Raw genomic sequence first — 21,786 nt, 5'->3', positions numbered from 1 at the left:
TCTGGAACCCTTTCAAGCGGCTAAAAAAAGACGGGGCAAACGTCGGTTTGCCCCGTCTTTGTAACGATTTTTTTCACTGTGGAAAGTGATTAGTCGCGGAGCAGATCGTTGATAGAGGTCTTGGAGCGTGTGCGCTCGTCAACGCGTTTTACGATCACTGCACAGTACAGGTTCGGGCCCGGTGTGCCATCCGGCAGCGGCTTGCCTGGCAGAGTGCCCGGAACGACGACAGAATAAGCCGGAACGCGACCCATGTGGACCTCGCCGGTTTCGCGATCAACGATTTTTGTGGAGGCACCAATGTAGACGCCCATGGACAGAACGGAACCTTCCTCGACGATCACGCCTTCGGCAACTTCTGCACGCGCACCGATGAAGCAGTTGTCTTCGATGATGACCGGGCCGGCCTGCAGTGGCTCGAGAACACCGCCGATGCCGGCACCGCCGGACAGGTGAACGTTCTTGCCGATCTGGGCGCAGGAACCAACAGTTGCCCAGGTGTCAACCATGGTGCCGCTGTCAACATAGGCACCGAGGTTCACAAAACTTGGCATCAGAACGGTGCCTGATGCAATAAAGGCGGAACGGCGAACGATGGAGCCGGGAACCGCGCGGAAGGAGGCTTTTGCAAACTCGTCTGCGCCCCAGCCTTCAAACTTGGAAGGAACTTTGTCCCACCAGTTTGTGTTTTCACCCGGACCACCGGCGATTGTTGCCATGTCGTTCAGGCGGAAAGACAGCAGAACGGCCTTTTTGAGCCACTGGTTTACAACCCAGCCATCAGGACCCTTTTCGGCAACGCGGCGTTCGCCACGGTCCAGAATCAGGAGTGTTTCCTCAACGGCTTCACGAATTTCACCGGTTGTGTTCACGCTGATCTGGTCACGATTGTCCCAGGCGCTCTCGATAATGCTTTGCAGATTTGCAGACATGGAAAGGTTCCCTGTTAAACAGAATGAAGGAAGTTCATTGGTCCCCGCCGACCTCTAATTCCGGCTGAAGATGCGCGAGGGCGGCGCAAGAGTCAATCACGAGGGGGACATGAGCTTATATGAAAGCGTCAGATGGCAATTTTCCTGCCTTTTTATTTGGATAAATGCAGCTCTTTCAGCCACGCGGACAGGTCATCCGTGCTGAAGTGGATATGGTCGGCCAGCGTGGAGCTGTTGTCCTGTCTGGCACCTGCTGTTGCCCAGCTCAAATCCGTTGCAATCCAGACGGTTGCCATGCCGAGATCGTGGGCAGGGGCCAGATTTTTCGCTGTGTCTTCAAAGAAAACGGACCTTTTGGGATCGACGGACAGCTTTTGCATCATGCGCTCGTAGCTCTGCATGTCCGGTTTGGGAACAAAGGCAGAGTCAGCAATATCAAAAATATCCTCGAAGTGATGGGAAAGTCCCAGACGATCCAGTGTCTGTTCCGCGTGGTTCCGCGAGGCATTGGTGTAGATCAGCTTGCGGCCGGGCAGGGCGGCCAGGGCCTGATCCAGTTCCGGTGACGGTCCGACAACGGTGCGGTCAATATCGTGCACGAAGGCGAGATAGTCATGGGGATCAATGCCGTTGACTGTCATCAGGCCGTTCAGGGTTGTGCCGTAGGTGTGGAAGTAGTCCTTTTGAACTTTCTTGGCCTCGTCCAGGGGAAGATCAAGTGCCTTTTGGACATAGAACCCCATCTTCTGCTCGATCTGGGTGAAGAGATCGCAGTGTGCAGGGTAGAGCGTGTTGTCCAGATCAAAGATCCAGACATCGCGTTCGTCTTTGAGTGTTGCAAGCGCTGTGTCAGCAGAACCGGTTTTCATGGAACAGACCTTGAAAGCAAATGTTAAGGCTTCTCTCTAAGCATGAAATCATACTCTTTGCGAGCTTTTTTGGTTCATCACTGCGCAAGAGGAATAATTCCGATTTTAAGCTCACGTTAAGGAGAGTCGCGTAGGCTTTCGGAAAAGATGACAAACGCGAGGTTTGCTCGCCCTTTCTGACGGGTAAGACCTATGTGCCTAATGGACAAGATTCGCTTATGAGTTCTATCGGGGACAACATGGTGGTCTCTAATGCTGAAATGGCCGGTTCCGGCCAGCCGGATGTATCGCAGCTGGGTGTGATTGAGCAGTATCCCGGTGCTGTTCTGGTTGTTGACCTGAATGGCGCGGTCCTGTCAGCCAATCAGCATGCTGGATTGCTGGTTGAAATGATTGATGCGGGCATGCCCCGGAATATCGAGGATGCGATCAAGTCGGCCCTTTCCGGATCTGTTGCGCAGATCAACCCCCTGCTGGTTACCAAGGAAAATGCATCTGCAGCCCTGGGCGAAGGGGAAGCGGCCCTTCGGCCTGCATCCGCCCAGCGGGAAATACTGGCGGCCTATGATACGACCTTTTTGCCCTGGGAAGGAGGACGGTCTGTCCTTTTGATCGGGCGTGACATTACGCTTGAGCGCAATCTGAGAGCAGCCCTGATTGAATCGCGCCAGCGCTACCGGGACCTGCTGGAAGCAGCCTGTGACTTCTCGTGGGAAACGGACACGGACGGACGCTTTGTCTTTGTCACACCGAGGGGAGGTCTGGCCTATTCCGCTTCCGAACTGGTCGGTGCCTCTTCAGAGCTTCTCCTGCCGCCAGCCCTGCAAAAGAACAATCCCTTTACATCCAGAGCGGGTATTGAAACCGAGGAATACTGGCTTATTGATGCCGACAACCGGGAAGTCTGCATTCTGCTGACAGCCATCCCTCTCTACAATTCCTCCGGACAGTGGGCGGGGGTCAGAGGCTTCTGTCAGGATATCACGAGCCTGAGGCAGCGGGAGTTCCGTCAGGCGGAGGCCCTGCACAGGGAACGGACGCTTGGACGAATTCTGAAAATTGCCCGCGAAGAGCTCGAACCCAAGAGGATGCTCTCTGCCATTGCAGAGTGTCTGTTGCCTGCGGTTCCAGCTGATTCTGTTCTGATCCTGCACCACGATCAGGAGTGGCAGAAGGTTGCTCATGTTGGTCAGGCCATTGACGAGAGCTTTGTTTCCAAGGCTGTCGCTTCCCTGACGGACAGCAGTGCCTTCTGGACGCAGAGTGCGTCGTCCAGACAGGGGCAGGATTGCGCGGACTGTCATCTGGTGGCGTTCAAGTGTCAGTTTCAGGGATCAATGAACGGTCTGGTCATGCTGGGGCGAAGCTCCAGAAAGCAGGAATGGAACCAGAGTGATCAGGCCCTGTTGCAGAACATCCGTTCGGAGCTGGGTACGGCCCTGCAGCAGTACGGGCACTTTATCGAGCTTGAAAAGCTCTCGGCGACGGATCCGCTGACCGGGCTTTTCAACCGTCGCTCCTTTGAAGCGAAACTGTCCGGTTTCCTGCAAAAGCGCAAGGATGACAATGAAGCACAGCACTTGCTGCTTTACATGGATCTGAACAACTTCAAGCAGGCCAATGATGCTTTCGGGCATCAGGAGGGGGATCGCATTCTCTGCGACTTTGCGGAGGTTCTCAAAGCCAATGTCCGCAAACAGGATTTGCCAGTCCGCCTGGGTGGTGACGAGTTTGTTGTCCTCATGAAGGATATTTCCCCGAATGCCGGGGAACAGAAGGTTGAGGCCCTGATTCAGGCCCTGCAGCCTGTCTTTGATTCTCTGGAGTTGAAGGCAGCCAGACTGGGTGTGTCCGTGGGTGGTCTTATGTTCCGTGCTGCCGAGCAGGACAGCCTTGAGGCTTTGCTCAGTCATGCAGACCGGGTGATGTATGCAGTTAAACAGGCCGGGAAAGATGGACTGGATGACAGAGGATTCCGAATTGTTTCGGATGATGAGCTGGATACGCAGACCACGGTTCCCGACGAAGGTGAAGCATGAACGAAAAATTCAAGGGAACAGAGTTCGAGATCAAAACGGGACAGCCTGTTTCCGAGGAAGAGGTTGCGCGTTACAAATCCAGCAAGGATGTGATTCTCAAGGGATCTGAAAAGGACAGAATCGCGCTTGCCCGCAACAGCGACATTGAAGCAGAGGTTCTGTTTTTCCTGGCTGCTGAAGATGACTCTGCTGCTGTGCGGGAGGCTGTTGCCTCCAACGTCAACACACCGGCCCAGGCAGGGTTGCTGCTGGCGAGCGACAAGGATGAATCCGTTCGTCAGGCGCTGGCTGAAAAGGTGGCAAAGCTTGCGCCGGAGCTTGACCATACCAGTCAGAAGAAGGCCCAGAATTACCTGACCAAGACGCTGGAAGTCCTGATTCGCGATGAAGCGACCAGGGTCAAGGCCGTTCTGGCTGAAGCGCTCAAGGAATCCAGCACGGTTCCGGCAGAGATGATCCAGGCGCTTGTCGATGATGAAAATGACGATGTTGCCTGCCCAATTCTGAAATATTCTCCCCTGCTCAGTGATGAAGACCTGATTGCCATGATCTATCGTGGCCTTGGAAGCAGTCGTCTGTCTGCGGTTTCCGGGCGCAAGGGTCTGGGGGAAGCGGTGACGGACGCCATTGTCCAGACAGAAGACCGCGATGCGATTGCTGTGTTGCTGGGGAATTCTTCTGCCCAAATTCGCGAGGAGACACTCGATCTTCTCGTCGATCAGGCCGAGAACGTTCCCGAGTGGCATGTTCCTCTTGTGCAGCGTCCGAATCTGTCGGTTCTGTCGCTGAAGCGTGTGACCAGCTTTATCGCTGAGGAGTATCTGTCCCTGGTCGAGAAAAAGGTTCAGGCCCTTGATCCTGAATCAGCTGCCGAAGTGTCCAGTACCTTGAAGACACGTCTGGATCAGGTTGTTTCCAGCCAGAAGGAAACCTCCCTTGAGGAAGTGGATACCAGCAGGGATGACGATTTGAGAGCCGAGCTGGTCCGGCTTCTGGAGAAGGGGAAACTGGATGAAGCCAGGGTTCAGGCGTTTCTGGATGAGGGCGAGAGAGACTCTGTCATTATTGCCCTGGCCGTGCTCTCGGGACTGGACAATGTGCCGGTACGCAGAATGATCATGACCCATTCCCCGAAGGTTGTCGTTGCCCTGGTCTGGCGTTCAGGCCTGTCCATGGCTTTTGCGGAACAGGTGCAGCAGCGCATTGCCGGAATTTCTCCCGGCGCTGTTCTGGTCGCTGAAGAGGATGGCGAATTCCCGCTGCCGGCCACGGAAATGGAATGGCAGGTGATGATCTATGCCGATGAGCAGACCGAAGGCTAGAGACGGTTCTTGCTCACAGGCCTAACTGCCTGTTCTCAGGGTGAGGAGCTTGAGAGCCGCCAGCCCCAGCAGGCCACCGGTCAGGCCTTCAATCGGGCGTCTCGCGTTTTTGTACAGCCGAATGGATTTTTCCGAAGAAAAGAGAAACGAATAGCTCACAAAGATTGTGGCTGCGAGAATGCAGCAGAGGCTGATGATCAGTGCGATAACATCCTGTGAATCCTTGATCCCTGCCGTGGTTGAGAGCAAGGCAAGCCAGAAAGCCGGAGGCTTCGGGTTGGTTAGGTGAATCAGCAACCCCCGTGTAAAAAGCTTCTTGCCAGGTTCTCTGAGACCAAAATCCGTGTCCTGAAGGGAGACCTCCGGACGCAGGGAGGAGCGGAGGTTTTTAAAGGCCAGATAGAGCAGGTATCCGCCACCAACATACTTGAGAACCTGAAAAAGCTGTTCGGAGATTTCCAGCAGGGCCAAAAGGCCAAAGGCTGCAAAGGCGGCCCAGAAAAGGGAGCCGCAGATGATGCCGGAGGAGAGGAAGAGCGCGGCCTGTCTGCCCTGTTTCATGGCTGTGCCCATGATCATCAGAGTGGCTGGTCCGGGGCTTGCCGCGGCCAGAACAAAAAGCCCCACGGCAAAGGCAATTTCCGAAAAGTTCGCAAGGAGCACGTTCATGGGGTTTTCCCCTGGGATTATTTTCTGACGAGTGTACCCAGTCCGCAGTCGGTGAAGATTTCCAGCAGCATTCCGTGGGCAACGCGGCCATCAAGAACCACGGCAGCTTCAACGCCGTTCTGGACAGCGTCCGTACAGGTTTCCAGCTTGGGAATCATGCCGCCGGAAATGGTCCCGTCCTTACGCAGGGCCTTGCAGTCTTCCACTGAAAGATCCGTGATCAGCTCGCCTTCCTTGTTCAGAACGCCGGTGACATCTGTCATCAACAGCAGGCGGGAAGCCTGAACCGCAGCGGCAATTGCACCGGCAGCGGTGTCGGCATTAATGTTGTAGGTTTCTCCGTCTTCACCGGTTCCAATCGGAGCAATCACGGGGATCATCCCGGAGTTTTCCAGATCTTTCAAAAAGGCGGGATTGACTTCTTTGGGCTGGCCGACAAAGCCGAGATCAAGCACACGCTCGATATTGGAGTCTTCGTCCCGAATGGTGCGTTGCAGTTTTTCTGCCCGGATGAGGTTTCCGTCCTTGCCGGAAATGCCAATGGCTGTTCCACCGGCCTTGTTGATCGCGGCTGTGATCTGCTTGTTGATCCGGCCGGAGAGAACCATCTCGACAATTTCAACGGTCGCCTTGTCTGTGACACGCAGGCCGTCGACGAATTCGCTCTGTACGGAAAGGCGCTTGAGCATCTCGCCGATCTGCGGGCCGCCACCATGGACGACAATCGGATTGATACCGATCTGTTTCAGCAAAACGATATCGCGGGCAAAGAGATCCGCCAGTTCGGGATCTCCCATGGCATGCCCGCCGTACTTGATGACAAAGGTTTTGCCCGCATATCGTCGCATGAATGGCAAAGCCTCGGAAATCGTCCGTGCCGTGCGAAGCCATTTGCGCTGATCAGGGGTGTTGTGATTGGACATTTTTGCCTCTGCCGAAATTCGTATTGCTTTTGAAATGTCTGCCAGATTGTCTGTAAAAAGAAAAGAGGGCAAGCGTTCTGATTGCTAATGGCCCTGATTCATCTGCTCGATCACGCGGAGCATGGAGGCCCTGATTTCAGGAACACCATCCCCCTTTGCAGAAGAACTCTGCAGGATTTCGGGATGCGCTGCGGGTCTTTTCATCAGTTCGTCTGACAGCTTTTGCAGAATCCTGTCCAGGTCTGCCTTTTTGGTTTTGTCTGTCTTGGTCAGGATAACCTGGTAGGACACGGCTGCTGTATCCAGCTCGTCCATGATTTTGCGGTCGACGTCCTTGGGGCCGTGCCTGCTGTCAATCAGGACCATCACGCGGGCCAGTTCAGCGCGACCGCGAAGGTAGTTGCGGGTCAGTTTTGTCCAGTGTTCGATGTTGGCCTTTGAGGCCTGTGCAAAGCCGTAACCGGGAAGATCAACAAGAACAAGGCGATCTCCGAGATTGAAGAAATTCAGTTGCTGGGTGCGACCGGGTGTGTTGGAGGTTCGCGCCAGTGTCTTGCGGTTTGTCAGAGCGTTGACCAGACTGGATTTCCCGACGTTCGAGCGCCCGGCAAAGGCGATTTCCGGCAGACCGCCCCAGGCCTTCAGATGCTCGTCTTTCTGTGCACCGAGAACGAAGGTACAGGGTTTGGTAAAGAGGATGCGGCCCCGTTCCAGTTCGTCCTGTTCAAAATCTGTCATCTGGTCACTCTGTTTTCTTTTGTGTGCGGATTTTCAAAAGGCCCCGGGAACGGGGCCTTTTGATCTGTTCAATATCAGGCTTCGTCGGGCTGTCTGCCCAGCGGGACGCCAGCCTTTTTCATGATAAGTGCCTGCTGAATGATGGACAGAAGGTTGTTCCATGTCCAGTAGATCACCAGACCGGCCGGGAAGGTGGCCAGCAGGAAGGTGAAGAAGAACGGCATCAGCATGAAAACCTTGGCCTGAACAGGATCTGTCGGCTGCGGGTTCAGGCGTTGCTGCAGGAACATGCTCAGGCCCATCAGGATCGGCCACACACCCAGATTGATGAAGCCGAGGATGCCGAGTTCGGGAACATCCCATGGCAGCAGACCGAAACCGTTGATGATGGAGGTCGGGTCCGGAGCGGAAAGATCCTGAATCCAGCCAAAGAACGGAGCCTGACGCATCTCGAGCGTGACAAAGAGAACCTTGTAGAGCGAGAAGAAAATCGGGATCTGGATCAGAATGGGCAGACAGCCTGCTGCCGGATTGACCTTTTCCTGACGGTAGAGGTTCATCATTTCCTGATTGAGCTTTTGCTTGTCGTCGCCAAAGCGCTCACGCAGGGCTGTCATCTTCGGTGTCAGCTTCCGCATCTTTGCCATGGAAGCATAGGACTTGTTGGCAAGCGGGAAGAGCGGAATTTTGATCGCGAGTGTCAGGATCAGGATGGCCACGCCGACGTTTCCGACAACACCGGTGATCCAGTGCAGGGCAAAGAACATCGGTTTGGTGATGTAATAGAACCAGCCGAAATCCACCGCCAGATCAAAGTCGGTGATGTTCAGTTCTTCCTGGTAGTCATCAATCAGCGTGACTTCTTTCGCGCCCAGGAAAACATTGCTGTCAAAGGTAACGGTCTCACCGGCAGAGACAGCAACAGGGTCGTAGAAATAATCCGTCTGATAGCGTGTTGTGTTGCCCTTGCCTGTGTAGACAAAACGGGTCTGAACAGATTGCTCCTGATCAGGGATCAGGGCTGTCAGCCAGTACTGGTCGGTGATACCGAGCCAGCCGCCTGTTGTGCGGTTCTGGATCAGCTTTTCGTCCTGAAGATCGTCGTAGTCAACTTCAACAAGACTGTTGTCCAGAACGCCGATCGGGCCTTCGTGAAGAATGTAGAAACCGAGCAGCTCGGGCGTTCCTGTCCGTGAAATCAGGCTGTAGGGTGCCAGTTCTGTTGCCGAGGAACCATTGTTGATCACGCGTTGCTTCACGCTGAAGAGGAAGTTTTCGTCGACAGAAATCTCGCGCTCGAAACGCAGGCCCGAACCGTTTTCCCAGAAGAGTGTCACAGGCTGGGAAGGGGTCAGGGTATCGACCGTGCTGCTCCAGACTGTCTTGCTGTCCGGTACAGCGATGGAGCTGTCAGAGGAAATCCAGCCAAACTCTGCATAATAGGGGGCAAGGCTCCCGACAGGAGAAAGCAGGGTAATGTTCGGACTGTCTGTTTGAATGGTTTCGAAAAAGGTGCTGAGCGTCAGATCATCAATGCGCCCGCCGCGCAGGGAAATGCTTCCCTCCAGCTTCGGGGTCCTGATGGCAATACGAGGCGTCTGGTCCAGGGCTTCGGAACGATCAAGAGGCGCTGTGAGGCCTGCTGCTGCATTTTCGATGGCAGACAGGGTGCTGTCCAGCTGTGGCGTGGATGGATCGCCGGAATTCGCGTCTTCCGCAAGCTGTGCCTGCTCCGCTTCGAAGGCTGCACGCTGTGCGGCCAGTTCCTCTTCACTGGGGGCGGTCAGAAAATTGAATCCCAGCAGAATTGCCAGTGACAGGACAATCGCCAGAATGATGTTCCGTTGCTCGTCTTTTTGCATAACGCTTTTTGCTCAAGTTCTGTGTCGGTTTACTGTGTCTGAATCTATTGCTCGTTTCCTGCTCTTCAAGACGGAAACACCCCTTGGAAGAGGGCAGACAAGATCAATTTGCGCTGTCGATAGCATGAAACGAATGGAAAATCCCGCTTTTTATCGCTTTTTTTTCTGTCTGAAGCCAATCTGAAGTCAATCAGTGTGTTCCTGTATCGGAACAAGCCGGTGAAGCTATTCGTTTTTCTTTTCTTTTTCCTGCTTTTCTCCGCTCGGCGATGGCGGCACAGGGTCATAACCTGAACCACCCCAGGGATGGCATCTGGCGATGCGTTTGCAGGCCAGCCAGCTTCCCCGCAGGGGGCCATGCCTTTCCAGAGCTTCCAGTGCATAGGCCGAGCAGGTCGGCTGATAGCGGCAACGCGGCGGGATCAGGGGAGAGATCCCGTAGCGGTAAAGCTGGACAAGGCCTTTCAGAAAGAAGAGGGCGGCTTTTCTTGGAAGGGAATAGAGGCCTTGCATGATGGAACTGTCCGAATGATGTCTCTGGCAGAAGATAACACTGCCGGACGAATCCGTTCGGGATTCTTTTGCCGTAACAGCTACTGTTGTCTGTTTTTTTTCTTTGGGCCGCGAGAGGGTTCCCGGGGAACAGAACCGTCTGTTCTGATCCGTTTCAGGGCAAAGGCAAGGTCCTTTTTGAGATCGCTGTAGTCGCGATAAAGGGTCAGGCGCCGACCAATGAGCACATAGTCGTGTCCTTCCTTGCCCCTTTCAGGCAGGAGTTCAGAGGCGAGAGCCCGCAGGCGGCGTTTCACGCGGTTGCGTTCGACGGCATTGCCGACCTTTTTGGTGACTGTAAAACCGACGCCGAGAAGAGTGTCTTCCGAAGAACCAAAAAGCCCTCCTTCGGAAGAAAGAGAGCCTTCAGTCTGGCGACGCCTTGCCTGAAGAATCAGACCCGGCGTTACCCATTTTTGCTGCGTAGCTGCTATCCTCAGGAACTCAGAACGTTTCTTGAGTGTCCTGATATGCAGCATGTCGCTTATGCAGACAGACGCTTGCGGCCTTTGGAACGACGGTTGCTGAGGACACGACGGCCACCAACAGTCGCTTTGCGGGCGCGGAAGCCATGACGGCGTTTGCGAACCAGTACGCTTGGCTGGAATGTGCGCTTCACGATTTTTCTCCAATACTTGGGGAGGATTTAAATTCAATAAGATTGATGGGGTGTATACGGTCCTGTCACCGAACTGTCAACTCCATTGGAGCCCTAAACCCGGAATCCCTGTCTTTTTGGGAGGAGTCTTCGCAAAAAAGGGTCAAAAGCCTTCATCATCATGATTTTTAAAGCCTCCATGACATCTCTTCACAAGCGCGTGTGATGAGCGCCATTTGCCTTGCTATTGTAGTATAAGCAGCCGACATATCAAAAAAGATCACTCTGTCAGAGCAAAAGGGCAACAGAATTGAAAGATGTTCCGGCAGATAATGAACAGGTCGTTTCAGGGTTCCGGCTTTGCAGGACGATCAAGGTGAGTTGAAACTATCGAATGGCGACAAAGGGCACAAACATGATGACAGAAGCATCGGAACGCTCTTCAGACAAAGGGACAGCAGTGATGGAGAGCGCAGAATCAAAAGAAAGCAAAGGTTTGATCAAGCGACTGATTCCCCTGGCTGTTCTCGTGCTGGGTCTGGCTATGGGCTACAGTATGGGCTGGCACGAATACCTCAGCTTTGAAAGCCTGAAGGAAAACCGGGAGACTCTCCAGGGACTGGTTGCCGATTATGGTTTTGTTGCTGTTCTCGGTTTTATTGCACTCTATGCGGTTGCTGTCGCCTTTTCCTTTCCGGGGGCAACATTTCTGACCCTGGCATCGGGTTTCCTCTTCGGGACAGTGTTTGGCGGCCTTTACACTGTTGTCGGTGCCACGCTGGGTGCAACAGCCATTTTTCTGGCTGCGCGGACTGCGTTTGGTGACATTTTGCGTGCCAGGGCAGAAGGACACCTTGCAAAGATGAGCAAAGGCTTTGAAGACAATGCCTTTTCCTATCTTCTTGTTCTGAGGCTGGTTCCCCTGTTTCCCTTCTGGCTTGTGAATCTGGTTCCTGCCTTCACCGGAATCCAGCTGCGCAGCTATGTGATGGCCACCTTTTTGGGCATTATTCCCGGCTCGTTTGTCTTCACGTCAGTCGGAAGTGGTCTTGGTGCCCTGTTTGACAGAAACCAGGAACCTGATCTTTCCATTCTCTTTACGCCGGAAATCCTGCTACCGATCCTGGGGCTGGCCTGTTTGTCGATGATCCCGGTTGTCTACAAAAAATTCAAAAAGAAAACGGATGCTTAAGAGAGTTGTGGTGAACTGTACCCCTGTTCCAGTGCGGGTGGACAGCTTCAGTGCGCTTTTAAATCGGTGAGCTTCAGGGGACGAAGGAACGATTTCCATGATTAAATGTGATCTTTGCGTGATTGGTGCTGGCTCTGCCGGTCTTTCCATTGCAGCGGGTGCTGTGCAGATGGGGAGTTCGGTGATTCTGGTTGAGGCCGGAAAGATGGGGGGAGATTGCCTCAATTACGGCTGTGTTCCCTCCAAGGCCCTTTTGACGGCGGGCAAGAAAGCGCGTGCGCAAAGTTCTTCTGAAAAATTCGGGATCGCCGATGTGACTCCCAAGGTCGATTTCGCGGCGGTTATGGATCATGTGGCGGATGTTATCGCCCAGATTGAACCGCACGATTCTGTCGAGCGTTTTGAGGGGTTGGGGGTCAGGGTCATCCAGGAACGTGGTGTTTTTGAAGCCAGGGACCTTCTGAGAGCCGGAGACTATCTGATAAAGGCGCGCCGTTTTGTGATTGCGACAGGGTCACGGGCTTTCGTTCCGCCGATTGAAGGCCTGGATTCTGTTCCCTACCTGACCAACGAAACGGTGTTTTCGCTGCGTGAACAGCCCCGCAGGCTGATTGTCATTGGTGGTGGTCCTATCGGCTGTGAGCTGGGGCAGGCCTTTGCCAATCTCGGGACGCAGGTCGATCTGGTGGAGATGGGCAGTCTGATGCCCAAGGATGATCCCGAGCTTGTTGATATCGTTCGCAACCGCCTGATGGAAGACGGCCTCAAACTTCACGAGGGGGCGCAGGTTCGCTCTGTTCGGAAAACGGCAAGCGGTCTTGTTGTGTCTGTCGAGAAAAATGGCGAGACTGTTGAAATCGAAGGCTCCCACCTCCTGCTGGCTGCCGGACGGATTCCCAATCTGGACAGGCTCAATCTCGAGGCTGCCGGTGTTGCCTGTCAACGTCAGGGCATTACGGTTGATGCGGGCTTGCGTACAAGCAACCGCAGGATCTATGCCGCAGGGGATGTCACAGGCGGATATCAGTTCACCCACATGGCGGCCTATGATGCAGGTATTGTGATCAAATCGGCGCTGTTCCGCCTGCCGGCCAAAGTCAAATACAATGCGGTTCCCTGGGTGACCTATACGGATCCCGAACTGGCCCATGTTGGTCTGAACGAGAGAGAAGCGCAGGAGCAGGGCCATGAGACAAGAGTGCTGACATGGTCCTTTGCCGACAATGACCGGGCCCGGGCAGAACGCCGGACAGAAGGCAGGCTCAAGGTGGTTGTGGGCAAGAAAGGCAGGATTCTCGGGGCTTCCATTGTCGGTCTGAATGCCGGTGAGCTGATCATGCCCTGGTCTCTGGCTATTTCACAGGGGCTGAAAATCGGAGCCATGGCCAATCTGATCGCCCCCTATCCAACCCTTTCCGAGGTCTCCAAGCGTGTGGCGGGCAGCTATTACACCGAGGCCCTGTTCAGTGACCGGGTGAAGAAAGTTGTCCGATTCCTGGCCCGGTTTGGCTAGAATATTCAGGCCGTTCAGGCGCAAAAGCAGGGGAAAAGCATGGTTGTCAAACGTCTACAGTTTCCATCATTCCGATCGAGTCTGTCTGCGAAGCTGCTGATTTTGACCACGCTTTTTGTGTTGCTGGCCGAGGTCTTCATCTTCGTGCCCTCCATTGCGCGTTTCCGGCTTGTCTATCTTCAGGAAAAGATGGCGGATGCCCATCTGGCCATTCTGGCGCTGGATGCAACAGATGACCGGATGGTCTCTGAAGATCTGGAAATGGAACTGCTCAAGCATGTCTCGGCTGACAGCATAACGCTCAAGCGTCCTGATCAGGGAACGCTGGTGCTTGCAAATCCCGAGCCTCTGGATGTCGATTACCAGGTTGATTTGCTGGAACAGGATGTCTTTGTTCTGATTCTCGATGCCTTGCGTTTGCTGGCGCAGGATGAATCGAGAAAGGTTCGTGTCTTCGGGCCGTCCCCGAAAAATCCCGAGGCCTTTGTCGGGCTGGTTTTCAATGACGGGGAGCTCAGGGCAGAAGCGGCCAGCTATGCCTTCAGGATTATCCTGCTTTCCTTTGTGATTGCGTTGATGACAGCGGCACTGGTCTTTGTCAGCCTGCACGGCATCATGGTGCGGCCCCTGCGCCGGATCACCAGAAACATGATTGCCTTCAGTGATTCACCGGAAGACGGACGGCGTGTGATCAATCCTTCCGAACGCCACGATGAAATCGGCGTTATGGAACAGGAACTGGCCTCCATGCAGGAGGCTGTTCAGGTTTCGCTGGATCACAAAACCCGTCTTGCCGCGCTGGGAACAGCAGCCGCAAAGATCAATCATGATCTGAGAAATGGCCTGGCAACGGCGCGCCTGATTTCAGATCGTCTGACCAACAGCGAGGACCCGGATGTCCGGGAAGTGGCTCCGGCCCTGTTGTCCGCGATTGACCGTGCTGTGCATATCTGCGGGCAGATGCTCAATTTTTCCCGCGAAGGTGAGGTCGAGCTGGTAAAAATCGAAGTCGATCTGCACGAAATGATCGGTGAGTTGAGCGAGTCGATCCGCCTGGCCGAAAGTCTCTCCATTGTGTGCCAGAACCACATTCCGCCGGGGACTCTGATCACGGTTGATCTGGAGCAGCTTTATCGCGTCTTTGAAAATCTGGTCCGCAATGCAGAGCAGGCCGGAGCTGATCTGGTTGAAATCCGCTGTGAGGATGAATCGGACTGTCTGATTGTGACAGTTGCGGACAATGGTCCCGGTATCCCCGACGAGTTGCGCCCCAAGCTTTTCAAGGCTTTCAAGGGTTCGACACGCAAGACGGGCTCCGGTCTGGGGCTGTCGATCACCAGAGAGTTGATGCGGGCTCACGACGGCGATATCTGGCTGGATGTTTCCGAACTGGGCGGCGCCTGTTTCTGCCTTGAAATTCCAAGAGACTCCGGTCGTGCAGACAAGTCCCGTGAAGACGTGGTTTTTGGCTAAGGCCGGATTGTTCGCAAAGAGCTGCGCGGGGCGCGATGTTTCCGCCCCATGCTCCGGGCCACCGCTTTGACAGCTGTTTCCCGGACGACCAGCCGGACCACCCTCCTGGAATGTCGCAATTTTCAGAGGGAAGAGTTCACAGGGAACCAGATGTGATCGGGCCTGGTCCGGAGCACGGCTAGTCGACGGCAAAGACCTGAAGCTTGAGGTATTCGCTTTCCGGGAGGAAAGGGTGAACAGGGTGATCCGGTCCGGCGCCACGTGTGAAAAGCAGGCGTGCTGAACGGGTCGCATCATGAAGACCCTTGCGAATCTGTTCGGCAAACAGCTCTGTCGGCATGTGGTGGGAGCAGGAAGCTGCAACCAGAATGCCGCCCGGCTTCACAAGATGTGCGGCCAGTCGTGCCATTTTTCGATAGCCCTTGGCCCCCTGCTGAAGGTCTTTTTTGTTTTTGACGAAAGCGGGGGGATCAACGATGACAACGCCAAACTGCCTGCCTTCGGATTTCAGTTGTTCAAGCTTTTTGAACACTTCGGATTTGACGAAGGTGCAACGCTCGGAAACGCCGTTTGCCTTTGCAGCTTCGGCAGCCAGATCAAGTGCCAGCTGGCTGCGGTCAACTGTGGTCACACTCCGTGCGCCTGCCAGGGCAGCCTGAACCGTGAAACCGCCTGAGAAGGAGTAGCAGTCCAGGACATCTTCGTCCCGGGCAAAGCTTGCTGCCAGAACACGGTTGTCGCGCTGGTCAAAGAACCAGCCGGTCTTTTGCCCCTCGCGCAGATCGGCAAAGAATGTTGCTCCGTGCTCAATGACCGGAATCGGTTCGGCGATCTCGCCCTTGACGACCAGTTCATAGGCATCCAGACCTTCCTGGAACCGGGCCGGGGTATCATTGCGCAGCACAATGGTCTTTGGCGAGAGAAGCTCTTCAACGGCTTCCAGCAGGACAGGTGTCAGGTGATCCATACCGGCTGTGTTGACCTGCAGCACAACCGTATCGCCGTAGCGGTCAATGATTGTACCGGGCAGGCCATCTGCCTCGGCGTGGATCAGGCGGTAGTAGGGAACACTGAAGCAGCGTTCACGCAGCGTCAGGGCGCGTTCCAGAATGGTGACGAAGAAAGCGCGGTCAATCACGGTCTTTGCAGAGCCGGACAGAATGCGTCCGCAGATCAGGGGAAGACGGTTGTAGATGATTGTGCCCAGGGGCTGACCATCGTGTGCTTCCAGACGGGCGAGGGTGCCGGGCGCAAGTTCCTTGCTCTCAGCGGTTTTCTCAACCTCGTTTGCAAAGATCCAGGGATAGCCGTTCAGAACGCGGCGATGGGCTTTGGCCCTGAGACGGATTACCGGGCGTTGTTCCGGATGAAGGGCAAGCTCGGCTTGGGGTGTCTGGGAATCGCTTTGTTCTGTCAGGTTTGTCATTCTTTGTACGGACTTCTGTCGGTTTTTCTATGGCACTGCTTTTGGCTGTCGCCGGACAGCCTGTCAAGACGACTCGATTCGTCCGGGTTTGTTAATCACCCAGTGCGATGCCCTCCCGTCTGGGATCGGCTCCGCCTTCCAGATGATTTTGTCCTCTGACGCGAATCCCGTGAAGACCGCTGACCATGGCACGGACGTCAATCTCGTGCCCGCGCTTTTCCAGTGAGACTTTCAGCTTTTCCGCAGAGGTACCGGCTTCCAGATCGGTTTTGCCGTTCCGGTTCAGGCGGTGTGGCCATTCGATGGCAGCCTGCATGTCCATATCAAGATCAAGGGAGGCAACAAGCGTTTTGATGACAAAGCCGATGATGCGGCTTCCACCGGGAGACCCGATCGCCATGACCAGCTCCTTGTCCCTGTTGAGCACCAGGGTGGGAGACATGGAGCTGCGGGGGCGTTTGCCGGGGGCAACAGCGTTGGCAACAGCCTGTCCCCTGTCGTCAAACGGGCGGAAGGAGAAGTCCGTCAGCTGGTTGTTGAGCAAAAAGCCGTTGACCATCACACGCGAACCGAAGGCATTTTCAACAGATGCCGTCATGGAGACCGCGTTGCCCCATTGATCCACAACGGACAGGTGCGTGGTTGAGGGCGGTTCTGTTTGCAGAAGCGTCTGCGCCAGTTCCGCTTCGGGCAGGCCGGGTTCTGCCTTGCCAAGACTTTTGTCTGTCTGAATCAGACTTGCACGACGGGCAAGATAGGCCGGATCAAGCAGGGCCTCGACCGGGACGGAAACAAAATCCGTGTCAGCCAGATAGCGGTTGCGATCTGCAAAGGCGAGACGGCTTGCTTCGGCAATCAGGTGAGTCAGCTCGGCACTGTCAGGGGGCAGGTCAGAGAGTTCGAACTGTTCCAGCATTTTCATGGTCTGCAGGACCGCAACGCCACCGGATGTTGGTGGAGGCATGCCGCAGATTTCCCAGTCCCTGTAGGACACGCACAGCATCTTGCGGGACCTGGCCTGATAGTTTTTCAAATCATCAAGTGCAAGCAGGCCCGGTTTTTCCGGAACAGTGCGGACGGCTTCGACAATGTCCTGTGCAATCGCACCCTCGTAAAAGGCAGAGGCACCCTGTTCAGCCACGGCTCTGAGAACATCGGCGAAGGGCTTATTGCGGAGCAGTGTACCGACCGGCAGGGCTTCGCCTTCGGCTGTGTAGAAGTAGTCCCGTGCATTCCTGTAGGTCTTCAGATAGGGATCGACAGAAATGAGACGGTGCAGGCGTGGGGAGACCTTGAAGCCTTCCTCGGCGAGTTCTATGGCAGGTTCAAAAAGCTGGGCCCACGGCAGGCGACCATGTTCCGTGTGGGCCAGCTCCATCATACGGAAGAGACCGGGGGTGCCAACCGCGCGTCCACCAACCACGGCATCCCAGAAGGGCATGGGGCTGCCGTCAGCCTGCAGAAAAAGTTCGGGCGTTGCTGCGGCAGGTGCTGTTTCCCGCCCGTCATAGGCCTGCAGGGAGCGATCCGAGGCCTGATAGTGCAGCATGAAGGCCCCGCCACCGATCCCGGAGGATTGGGGCTCGACAAGTGAGAGAACGAGTTCGGCAGCAATGGCCGCGTCAACAGCAGAGCCTCCGGCCCGGAGCATGAGCAGGCCGGCACGGCTGGCATGGGGATTGGCCGCTGATATCATGTGCTGTTTTGCCAGTGCCGCGTCCCGGCTGCTGGCCTGTACCTCCTGAACAAGGGGAGGCAGGGCAAGGAACAGTCCCAGAGTGACAGAAAGGACCAGTCTGGAGAAGGCGATCATTCCCGGAATGGTGTGCCTGTTGCTGAAATGCATGTGGAGACCCCGTTTGACTGTGTGTCACAAGTTGCACTTCCGGACGGCATTTGCTAGTGCTGCTTTCGCGTCTTTCTTTTCGGAAGATGGCTTGGTTATTTGGTTTCATCGTGATCTGTGGAGCTTACAGCACAATGATACAGTTGAACAGCAAACAGGCGCTTTCCGGGCTTGTTGCACAGTGGAAGACGTCGGGGAAAACAATCGGTGTCGTCATGACGATGGGGGCATTGCACGAGGGGCATCTCGCGCTTGTTGAAGCTGCGAGAAAAGACAATGATCACGTTGTTGCAACGATTTTTGTGAATCCGAAGCAGTTTGACCGGGCAGAGGACCTGCAGAACTATCCTGTTGATACAGCCAGTGACCTTGAAAAACTGCAGGCCGCCGGAGTGGATGCTGTCTATCTGCCAACCCCCGAGGATATCTATCCGCAAGGCTATGCGACAAAGATTGTCGCAACAGCCATGCAGGATTGCCTGTGTGGTGCAACGCGACCCGGGCATATGGACGGTGTGACAACCGTTGTCAGCAAGCTTCTGGTCAGAACCGGTGCGGATCATGCCTATTTCGGGCAAAAGGACTATCAGCAGTTCAAGCTGGTTGAACGGGTGGCAGCGGATCTGGATCTGCCGGTTGCCATTGTCGGGATTCCGACCGTGCGCGAGGCGGACGGTCTGGCACTTTCCTCCCGCAATCGACGTCTTGATCGGGAACAGCGCGCGCAGGCTGTTGCCATTCCGGAGGCACTGAAGAGTGCTGCTGCGGCTCTGCATTCAGGAAAAAGCTGGGATGAGGTTCGTGCAGAAGCCGAGGGGAAAATTCTCGATGCCGGTTTTTCGAAGCTCGATTATCTGGACCTGCGCCGTGAAAGCGATCTTTCAGAGGTTTTGGAGCTGAAGGAGGGGGAGGCTGTTCGCCTCTTCGTGGCCGGTTTTATCGGAACTGTCCGGCTGATTGACAATCTGCCGGTTTGAAACATCAAAAAAGGCCGCCCGGTTGTGGAGCGGCCTTTTTCAGTGTCTCTGGAACAATCAGGACTTGCGGGACTTGATGATCGGGGGAACAGCTTCCAGACCCAGATCCCAGGGGAAGAAAATCCATGTGTCCTGGGAAACCTCGGTGACGAAGGTGTCGACCAGTTCACGGCCTTCGGGCTTGGCGTAGATTGTCGCAAAGTGTGCGTGTGGCATCATTTCACGAACCGCGCGCGCAGTTTTTCCGGTGTCGACCAGATCGTCGATGATCAGCCAGCCCTCGGAATCTTCCGGTGTGCCTTTGAGAACATTCAGTTCGCCGGATTTGTTGTCATCGGTGTAGCTGACGATACAAACGGTATCGATCAGGCGGATGTCCAGCTCGCGTGCGATAATGGCAGCAGGAACAAGGCCGCCACGGGTGATGGCGAGAATGCCTTTGAAAGGGCCTTTTTCCATCAGGCGCCAGGACAGGGCCTTGGCATCGCGGTGCATCTGTTCCCAGGACACTGGGTAGCTTTTTTGTTCGTCAGACACGGTTTTTCTCCGGTGTGCTTGTTGGCTCAGCTTTGTGAGAGCCTGAGTTCATGCTGTTCCGCATTCTGCGGAATGATGTTTGAAAGTCGCGAATAAAGCAGAAAAGCGCCGCTGACTCAATCTTTCTTGTGTTGCATTTTCGAGAACTCCGCTGTGCGGAAATCACAGATAGGGCTTCGCAATGGAAATGACAGCAATGATGGAAAGAATCACCATTGCGATTGAACGCAGGCGGCTTGCCGACAGTCCGTGTCCGGCCTTCACGCCCAGCCATGCGCCGGCAATGACGGCTGGTGCAGCAATCAGGCCCAGCACAATGGCTGGCATGATCGAGGTGCCAAAAGCGTAAAACAAAAAGGCAAACTGGAAAGGCGAAGATCCCAGCATGGCTGCAAAGAGGTAGGCGCGAATGCGCTGGTTGCTCCAGTTGTGGGCAATGACCCAGAGCACAAGCGTCGGACCACCCAGCGAGGCCATGCCCTGCGTGATGCCTGACAGGCTGAAGGCGAGGGTGCCCCAGTGGGGATGAATACTGTCCCGTGGCTGGGCGCTGAAAACCAGCTGGATGGCAATGATGACCAGAATCAGCACGCCGACAGCCTGCTGAATGTCTTCCTTGCCCAGATTCTGGGACAGATGGAGCAGATACACGCCCAGCGGTATGGAGATGGCGCGGATGATGATGGGCTTGGTCACTTCGCGGAAATTGATGTGCGAGCGCACCTTGCTCAGGCTGGTCATCAACTGGATTGAGCCTGTGGTCGAAAGCAGGGCGACCATGATCATCGGGGAAACCCCGATAAACGCCAGCATGGGAAGGGCAAAGAGGCCAAAGGCAAAGCCGACGGCTCCCTGAATGAAGCTGGCCGTCATCAGCACGCCCATAATAATGAGGAGTGTTTTCAGATCAGGCGCGATGGAAGCAATCATTTCCGGCATGGGCGGGTTTCTTTGGCAGGGAACAATGATGTTTCAAGAAAAAAGGCAGCGCCCGTTTCAAGCGCTGCCTTTGTCTGTTCTGTTTCAGGCCATTGTGGCCTGTCAGGTTCAGCGAACGTAAATGTGAACTTCGGGAACCTGGGCACCAGGGTTGCTGGTTGAGGACAGTGTCAGGCGGTTTGCCGGAAGTCCCAGATTGGTGAGAGAGCGCAGAACGTCTTCACCGTACTTGCGGGTTTCAGAGGTCGCCAGAGCCGTGTTGCCAACTGTGTTGCGTGGCGGCGCAACTGTCACAACATCAAAGGCAGAGTTCGGACGTGCCTCCAGAGTCTGGTTGATGGCTGTGTAGAGCGCCTGTTCGTAATTGATATTCGGCTGGTCAAAGCGAATGATTGCCAGAGGAGCCTGACGTCCCACCAGTCCGGCAGCACCGTTCGGGGACGGAGGAACCGGCAGACCGAAAACGCGGTTGTTCAGGCTGTTGCCAATGATCTCGCCGCTGTCGACAGCAATTTGCAGGGCTGTGAGGTTGCTGCGCTCATTGGTAAAGAAGTTCTGTGTGCGGATGATGTCTTCAGTCAGTTCGTTCTGAAGGCGGTCCAGAATCACAACAGTCTGGTTGGCTTCGTCTTCCAGCACGCCCAGTTGGCGGTGATCCTCTTCCAGAGCGCCGCGCAGCTCGTAGGTGGCCCGGGCTGAATCGAGAACAAAGGCTGACAGGGCTGCTGTGTTGGACGCTTCACTGCCCAGGCTGTTCAGCTGGGAAATGCTGTTGCTGACATTTTCCAGCTCACCCTGTGCGGTGTTCCACTGGTTGACCAGAATGGGGTTGCCCGGTGTGGTGCCGACCTGGAGGCGCGCTGAAATCGCGGCAATCTGTGTCTGGTAGGTTGCAGCAGACTTGCGGGCTTCGCCACGCTGGGCCTGCAGCATCTTGTTGTGGTGAACCAGACGGGCCTGCAGTCGGGTCAGATCGGTCCGCAGACGTTCGATGCGATCACCGACAGCTGTTCCTGTTGGCTGACCCGGGGTGACACCCGGAGATTCGAAGAAGGATGTGCCCAGAAGAGGGAGAGCATTGCTGTCCTGAACCGGGGAGGAACCATCCGGTACAATGGCAGAGGATGCTGCTGCACGGGTGACGCCGTCAACGGCTTCTTCAATAGGCGCTTCTGCCTGGGCTTCATCATCGCCGGTAATGCTTGGCCAGAGGGCATCCTCGGTAAAGGAACAAGCAGAGAGAGCGAAAGATACGGCCAGAATGGACGCTGTTGAACGAAATTTACAAAGTTTACTGCGCACGATCATGCAATCCGTTTAGTTCAATTGTTCGGAAATCGCCTATTCAACGCTGCGACGTTGTTAATGGTGCGGCTTCC

20 protein-coding genes are annotated in these 21,786 nt (G+C 55.3%); 6 read left to right on the top strand and 14 right to left on the bottom strand.

Features of this window, described 5'->3' with window-relative positions:
* Positions 1-89: 89 nt before the first annotated feature.
* Both dapD and AAAH10_RS04110 read right to left on the bottom strand, forming a co-directional pair.
* Entirely contained in the window at positions 90-932 is an 843-nt protein-coding gene (gene dapD, locus AAAH10_RS04115; RefSeq protein WP_343560798.1) for a 2,3,4,5-tetrahydropyridine-2,6-dicarboxylate N-succinyltransferase, read from the bottom strand.
* Positions 933-1,084: 152 nt separating this feature from the next.
* Positions 1,085-1,801, bottom strand: coding sequence for a pyrimidine 5'-nucleotidase (locus tag AAAH10_RS04110; RefSeq protein ID WP_343560796.1), 717 nt, complete (start codon positions 1,799-1,801; stop codon positions 1,085-1,087).
* Positions 1,802-2,019: 218 nt separating this feature from the next.
* On the opposite strand from AAAH10_RS04110, the gene AAAH10_RS04105 reads away from it, so the two are divergent.
* Together AAAH10_RS04105 and AAAH10_RS04100 are read left to right on the top strand one after the other, a co-directional pair.
* Positions 2,020-3,840 carry a diguanylate cyclase domain-containing protein gene (locus AAAH10_RS04105; protein WP_343560794.1) on the top strand — a complete coding sequence of 607 codons (1,821 nt, stop codon included), beginning with the start codon at positions 2,020-2,022 and terminating at the stop codon, positions 3,838-3,840.
* Positions 3,837-5,162 carry a DUF2336 domain-containing protein gene (locus AAAH10_RS04100; protein ID WP_343560792.1) on the top strand — a complete coding sequence of 442 codons (1,326 nt, stop codon included), beginning with the start codon at positions 3,837-3,839 and terminating at the stop codon, positions 5,160-5,162. Before AAAH10_RS04105 ends, AAAH10_RS04100 begins: the two co-directional genes overlap by 4 nt.
* Positions 5,163-5,183: 21 nt before the next feature.
* Here AAAH10_RS04100 and AAAH10_RS04095 read toward each other — a convergent pair whose 3' ends face one another.
* From AAAH10_RS04095 to rpmH, 7 genes are all read right to left on the bottom strand, one after another.
* Positions 5,184-5,831: a LysE family translocator gene (locus AAAH10_RS04095; RefSeq protein ID WP_343560790.1), complete on the bottom strand. Its 648-nt coding sequence runs from the start codon at positions 5,829-5,831 to the stop codon at positions 5,184-5,186.
* Positions 5,832-5,848: 17 nt separating this feature from the next.
* Entirely contained in the window at positions 5,849-6,754 is a 906-nt protein-coding gene (gene argB, locus AAAH10_RS04090; protein WP_343560788.1) for an acetylglutamate kinase, read from the bottom strand.
* Between the two features lie 84 nt (positions 6,755-6,838).
* Positions 6,839-7,492: a ribosome biogenesis GTP-binding protein YihA/YsxC gene (yihA, locus tag AAAH10_RS04085; protein WP_343560786.1), complete on the bottom strand. Its 654-nt coding sequence runs from the start codon at positions 7,490-7,492 to the stop codon at positions 6,839-6,841.
* A 74-nt stretch (positions 7,493-7,566) separates the two neighbouring features.
* The gene (gene yidC / locus AAAH10_RS04080; RefSeq protein WP_343560784.1) at positions 7,567-9,354 is read right to left on the bottom strand and encodes a membrane protein insertase YidC; all 1,788 of its coding nucleotides are present in this window, start codon (positions 9,352-9,354) and stop codon (positions 7,567-7,569) included.
* Between the two features lie 225 nt (positions 9,355-9,579).
* Positions 9,580-9,867 carry a membrane protein insertion efficiency factor YidD gene (yidD, locus tag AAAH10_RS04075; protein ID WP_343560783.1) on the bottom strand — a complete coding sequence of 96 codons (288 nt, stop codon included), beginning with the start codon at positions 9,865-9,867 and terminating at the stop codon, positions 9,580-9,582.
* Positions 9,868-9,947: 80 nt separating this feature from the next.
* On the bottom strand, positions 9,948-10,385 hold the full coding sequence (gene rnpA / locus AAAH10_RS04070) for a ribonuclease P protein component (RefSeq protein ID WP_343560781.1): 438 nt from the start codon (positions 10,383-10,385) through the stop codon (positions 9,948-9,950).
* Between the two features lie 5 nt (positions 10,386-10,390).
* Positions 10,391-10,525: a 50S ribosomal protein L34 gene (rpmH, locus tag AAAH10_RS04065; protein WP_343560779.1), complete on the bottom strand. Its 135-nt coding sequence runs from the start codon at positions 10,523-10,525 to the stop codon at positions 10,391-10,393.
* Positions 10,526-10,919: 394 nt separating this feature from the next.
* Between rpmH and AAAH10_RS04060 the strand changes: the two genes are divergently transcribed.
* From AAAH10_RS04060 to AAAH10_RS04050, 3 genes are all read left to right on the top strand, one after another.
* Positions 10,920-11,696, top strand: coding sequence for a TVP38/TMEM64 family protein (locus tag AAAH10_RS04060; protein ID WP_343560777.1), 777 nt, complete (start codon positions 10,920-10,922; stop codon positions 11,694-11,696).
* A gap of 97 nt (positions 11,697-11,793) precedes the next feature.
* Positions 11,794-13,209, top strand: a complete 1,416-nt coding sequence (locus tag AAAH10_RS04055; RefSeq protein ID WP_343560775.1) for a dihydrolipoyl dehydrogenase family protein — start codon at positions 11,794-11,796, stop codon at positions 13,207-13,209.
* A gap of 39 nt (positions 13,210-13,248) precedes the next feature.
* A complete protein-coding gene (locus AAAH10_RS04050) occupies positions 13,249-14,682 on the top strand; it encodes a sensor histidine kinase (protein WP_343560773.1) in 1,434 nt (477 codons plus the stop codon).
* Positions 14,683-14,860: 178 nt separating this feature from the next.
* Here AAAH10_RS04050 and AAAH10_RS04045 read toward each other — a convergent pair whose 3' ends face one another.
* Both AAAH10_RS04045 and ggt read right to left on the bottom strand, forming a co-directional pair.
* Positions 14,861-16,108, bottom strand: coding sequence for a class I SAM-dependent rRNA methyltransferase (locus AAAH10_RS04045; RefSeq protein ID WP_343560771.1), 1,248 nt, complete (start codon positions 16,106-16,108; stop codon positions 14,861-14,863).
* Between the two features lie 91 nt (positions 16,109-16,199).
* On the bottom strand, positions 16,200-17,954 hold the full coding sequence (gene ggt / locus AAAH10_RS04040; RefSeq protein ID WP_343560769.1) for a gamma-glutamyltransferase: 1,755 nt from the start codon (positions 17,952-17,954) through the stop codon (positions 16,200-16,202).
* Positions 17,955-18,040: 86 nt separating this feature from the next.
* Between ggt and panC the strand changes: the two genes are divergently transcribed.
* On the top strand, positions 18,041-18,931 hold the full coding sequence (gene panC / locus AAAH10_RS04035; RefSeq protein WP_343560767.1) for a pantoate--beta-alanine ligase: 891 nt from the start codon (positions 18,041-18,043) through the stop codon (positions 18,929-18,931).
* Between the two features lie 57 nt (positions 18,932-18,988).
* Here the strand turns inward: panC and gpt are convergent, their stop codons facing one another.
* From gpt to AAAH10_RS04020, 3 genes are all read right to left on the bottom strand, one after another.
* Positions 18,989-19,468: a xanthine phosphoribosyltransferase gene (gene gpt, locus AAAH10_RS04030; protein WP_343560765.1), complete on the bottom strand. Its 480-nt coding sequence runs from the start codon at positions 19,466-19,468 to the stop codon at positions 18,989-18,991.
* 162 nt (positions 19,469-19,630) lie between these two features.
* Positions 19,631-20,407, bottom strand: coding sequence for a TSUP family transporter (locus tag AAAH10_RS04025; protein ID WP_343560763.1), 777 nt, complete (start codon positions 20,405-20,407; stop codon positions 19,631-19,633).
* A gap of 108 nt (positions 20,408-20,515) precedes the next feature.
* Positions 20,516-21,709 (bottom strand): hypothetical protein, encoded by a 1,194-nt coding sequence (locus AAAH10_RS04020; RefSeq protein WP_343560761.1) that lies wholly within the window; start codon positions 21,707-21,709, stop codon positions 20,516-20,518.
* Between the last annotated feature and the right edge of the window lie 77 nt (positions 21,710-21,786).

Source organism: Carbonatibacter coralli (genome assembly GCF_039592655.1).
Taxonomy (GTDB): Bacteria; Pseudomonadota; Alphaproteobacteria; order Kiloniellales; family Kiloniellaceae; genus Carbonatibacter; species Carbonatibacter coralli.
This window is presented reverse-complemented; position numbering and strand designations above follow the sequence as displayed.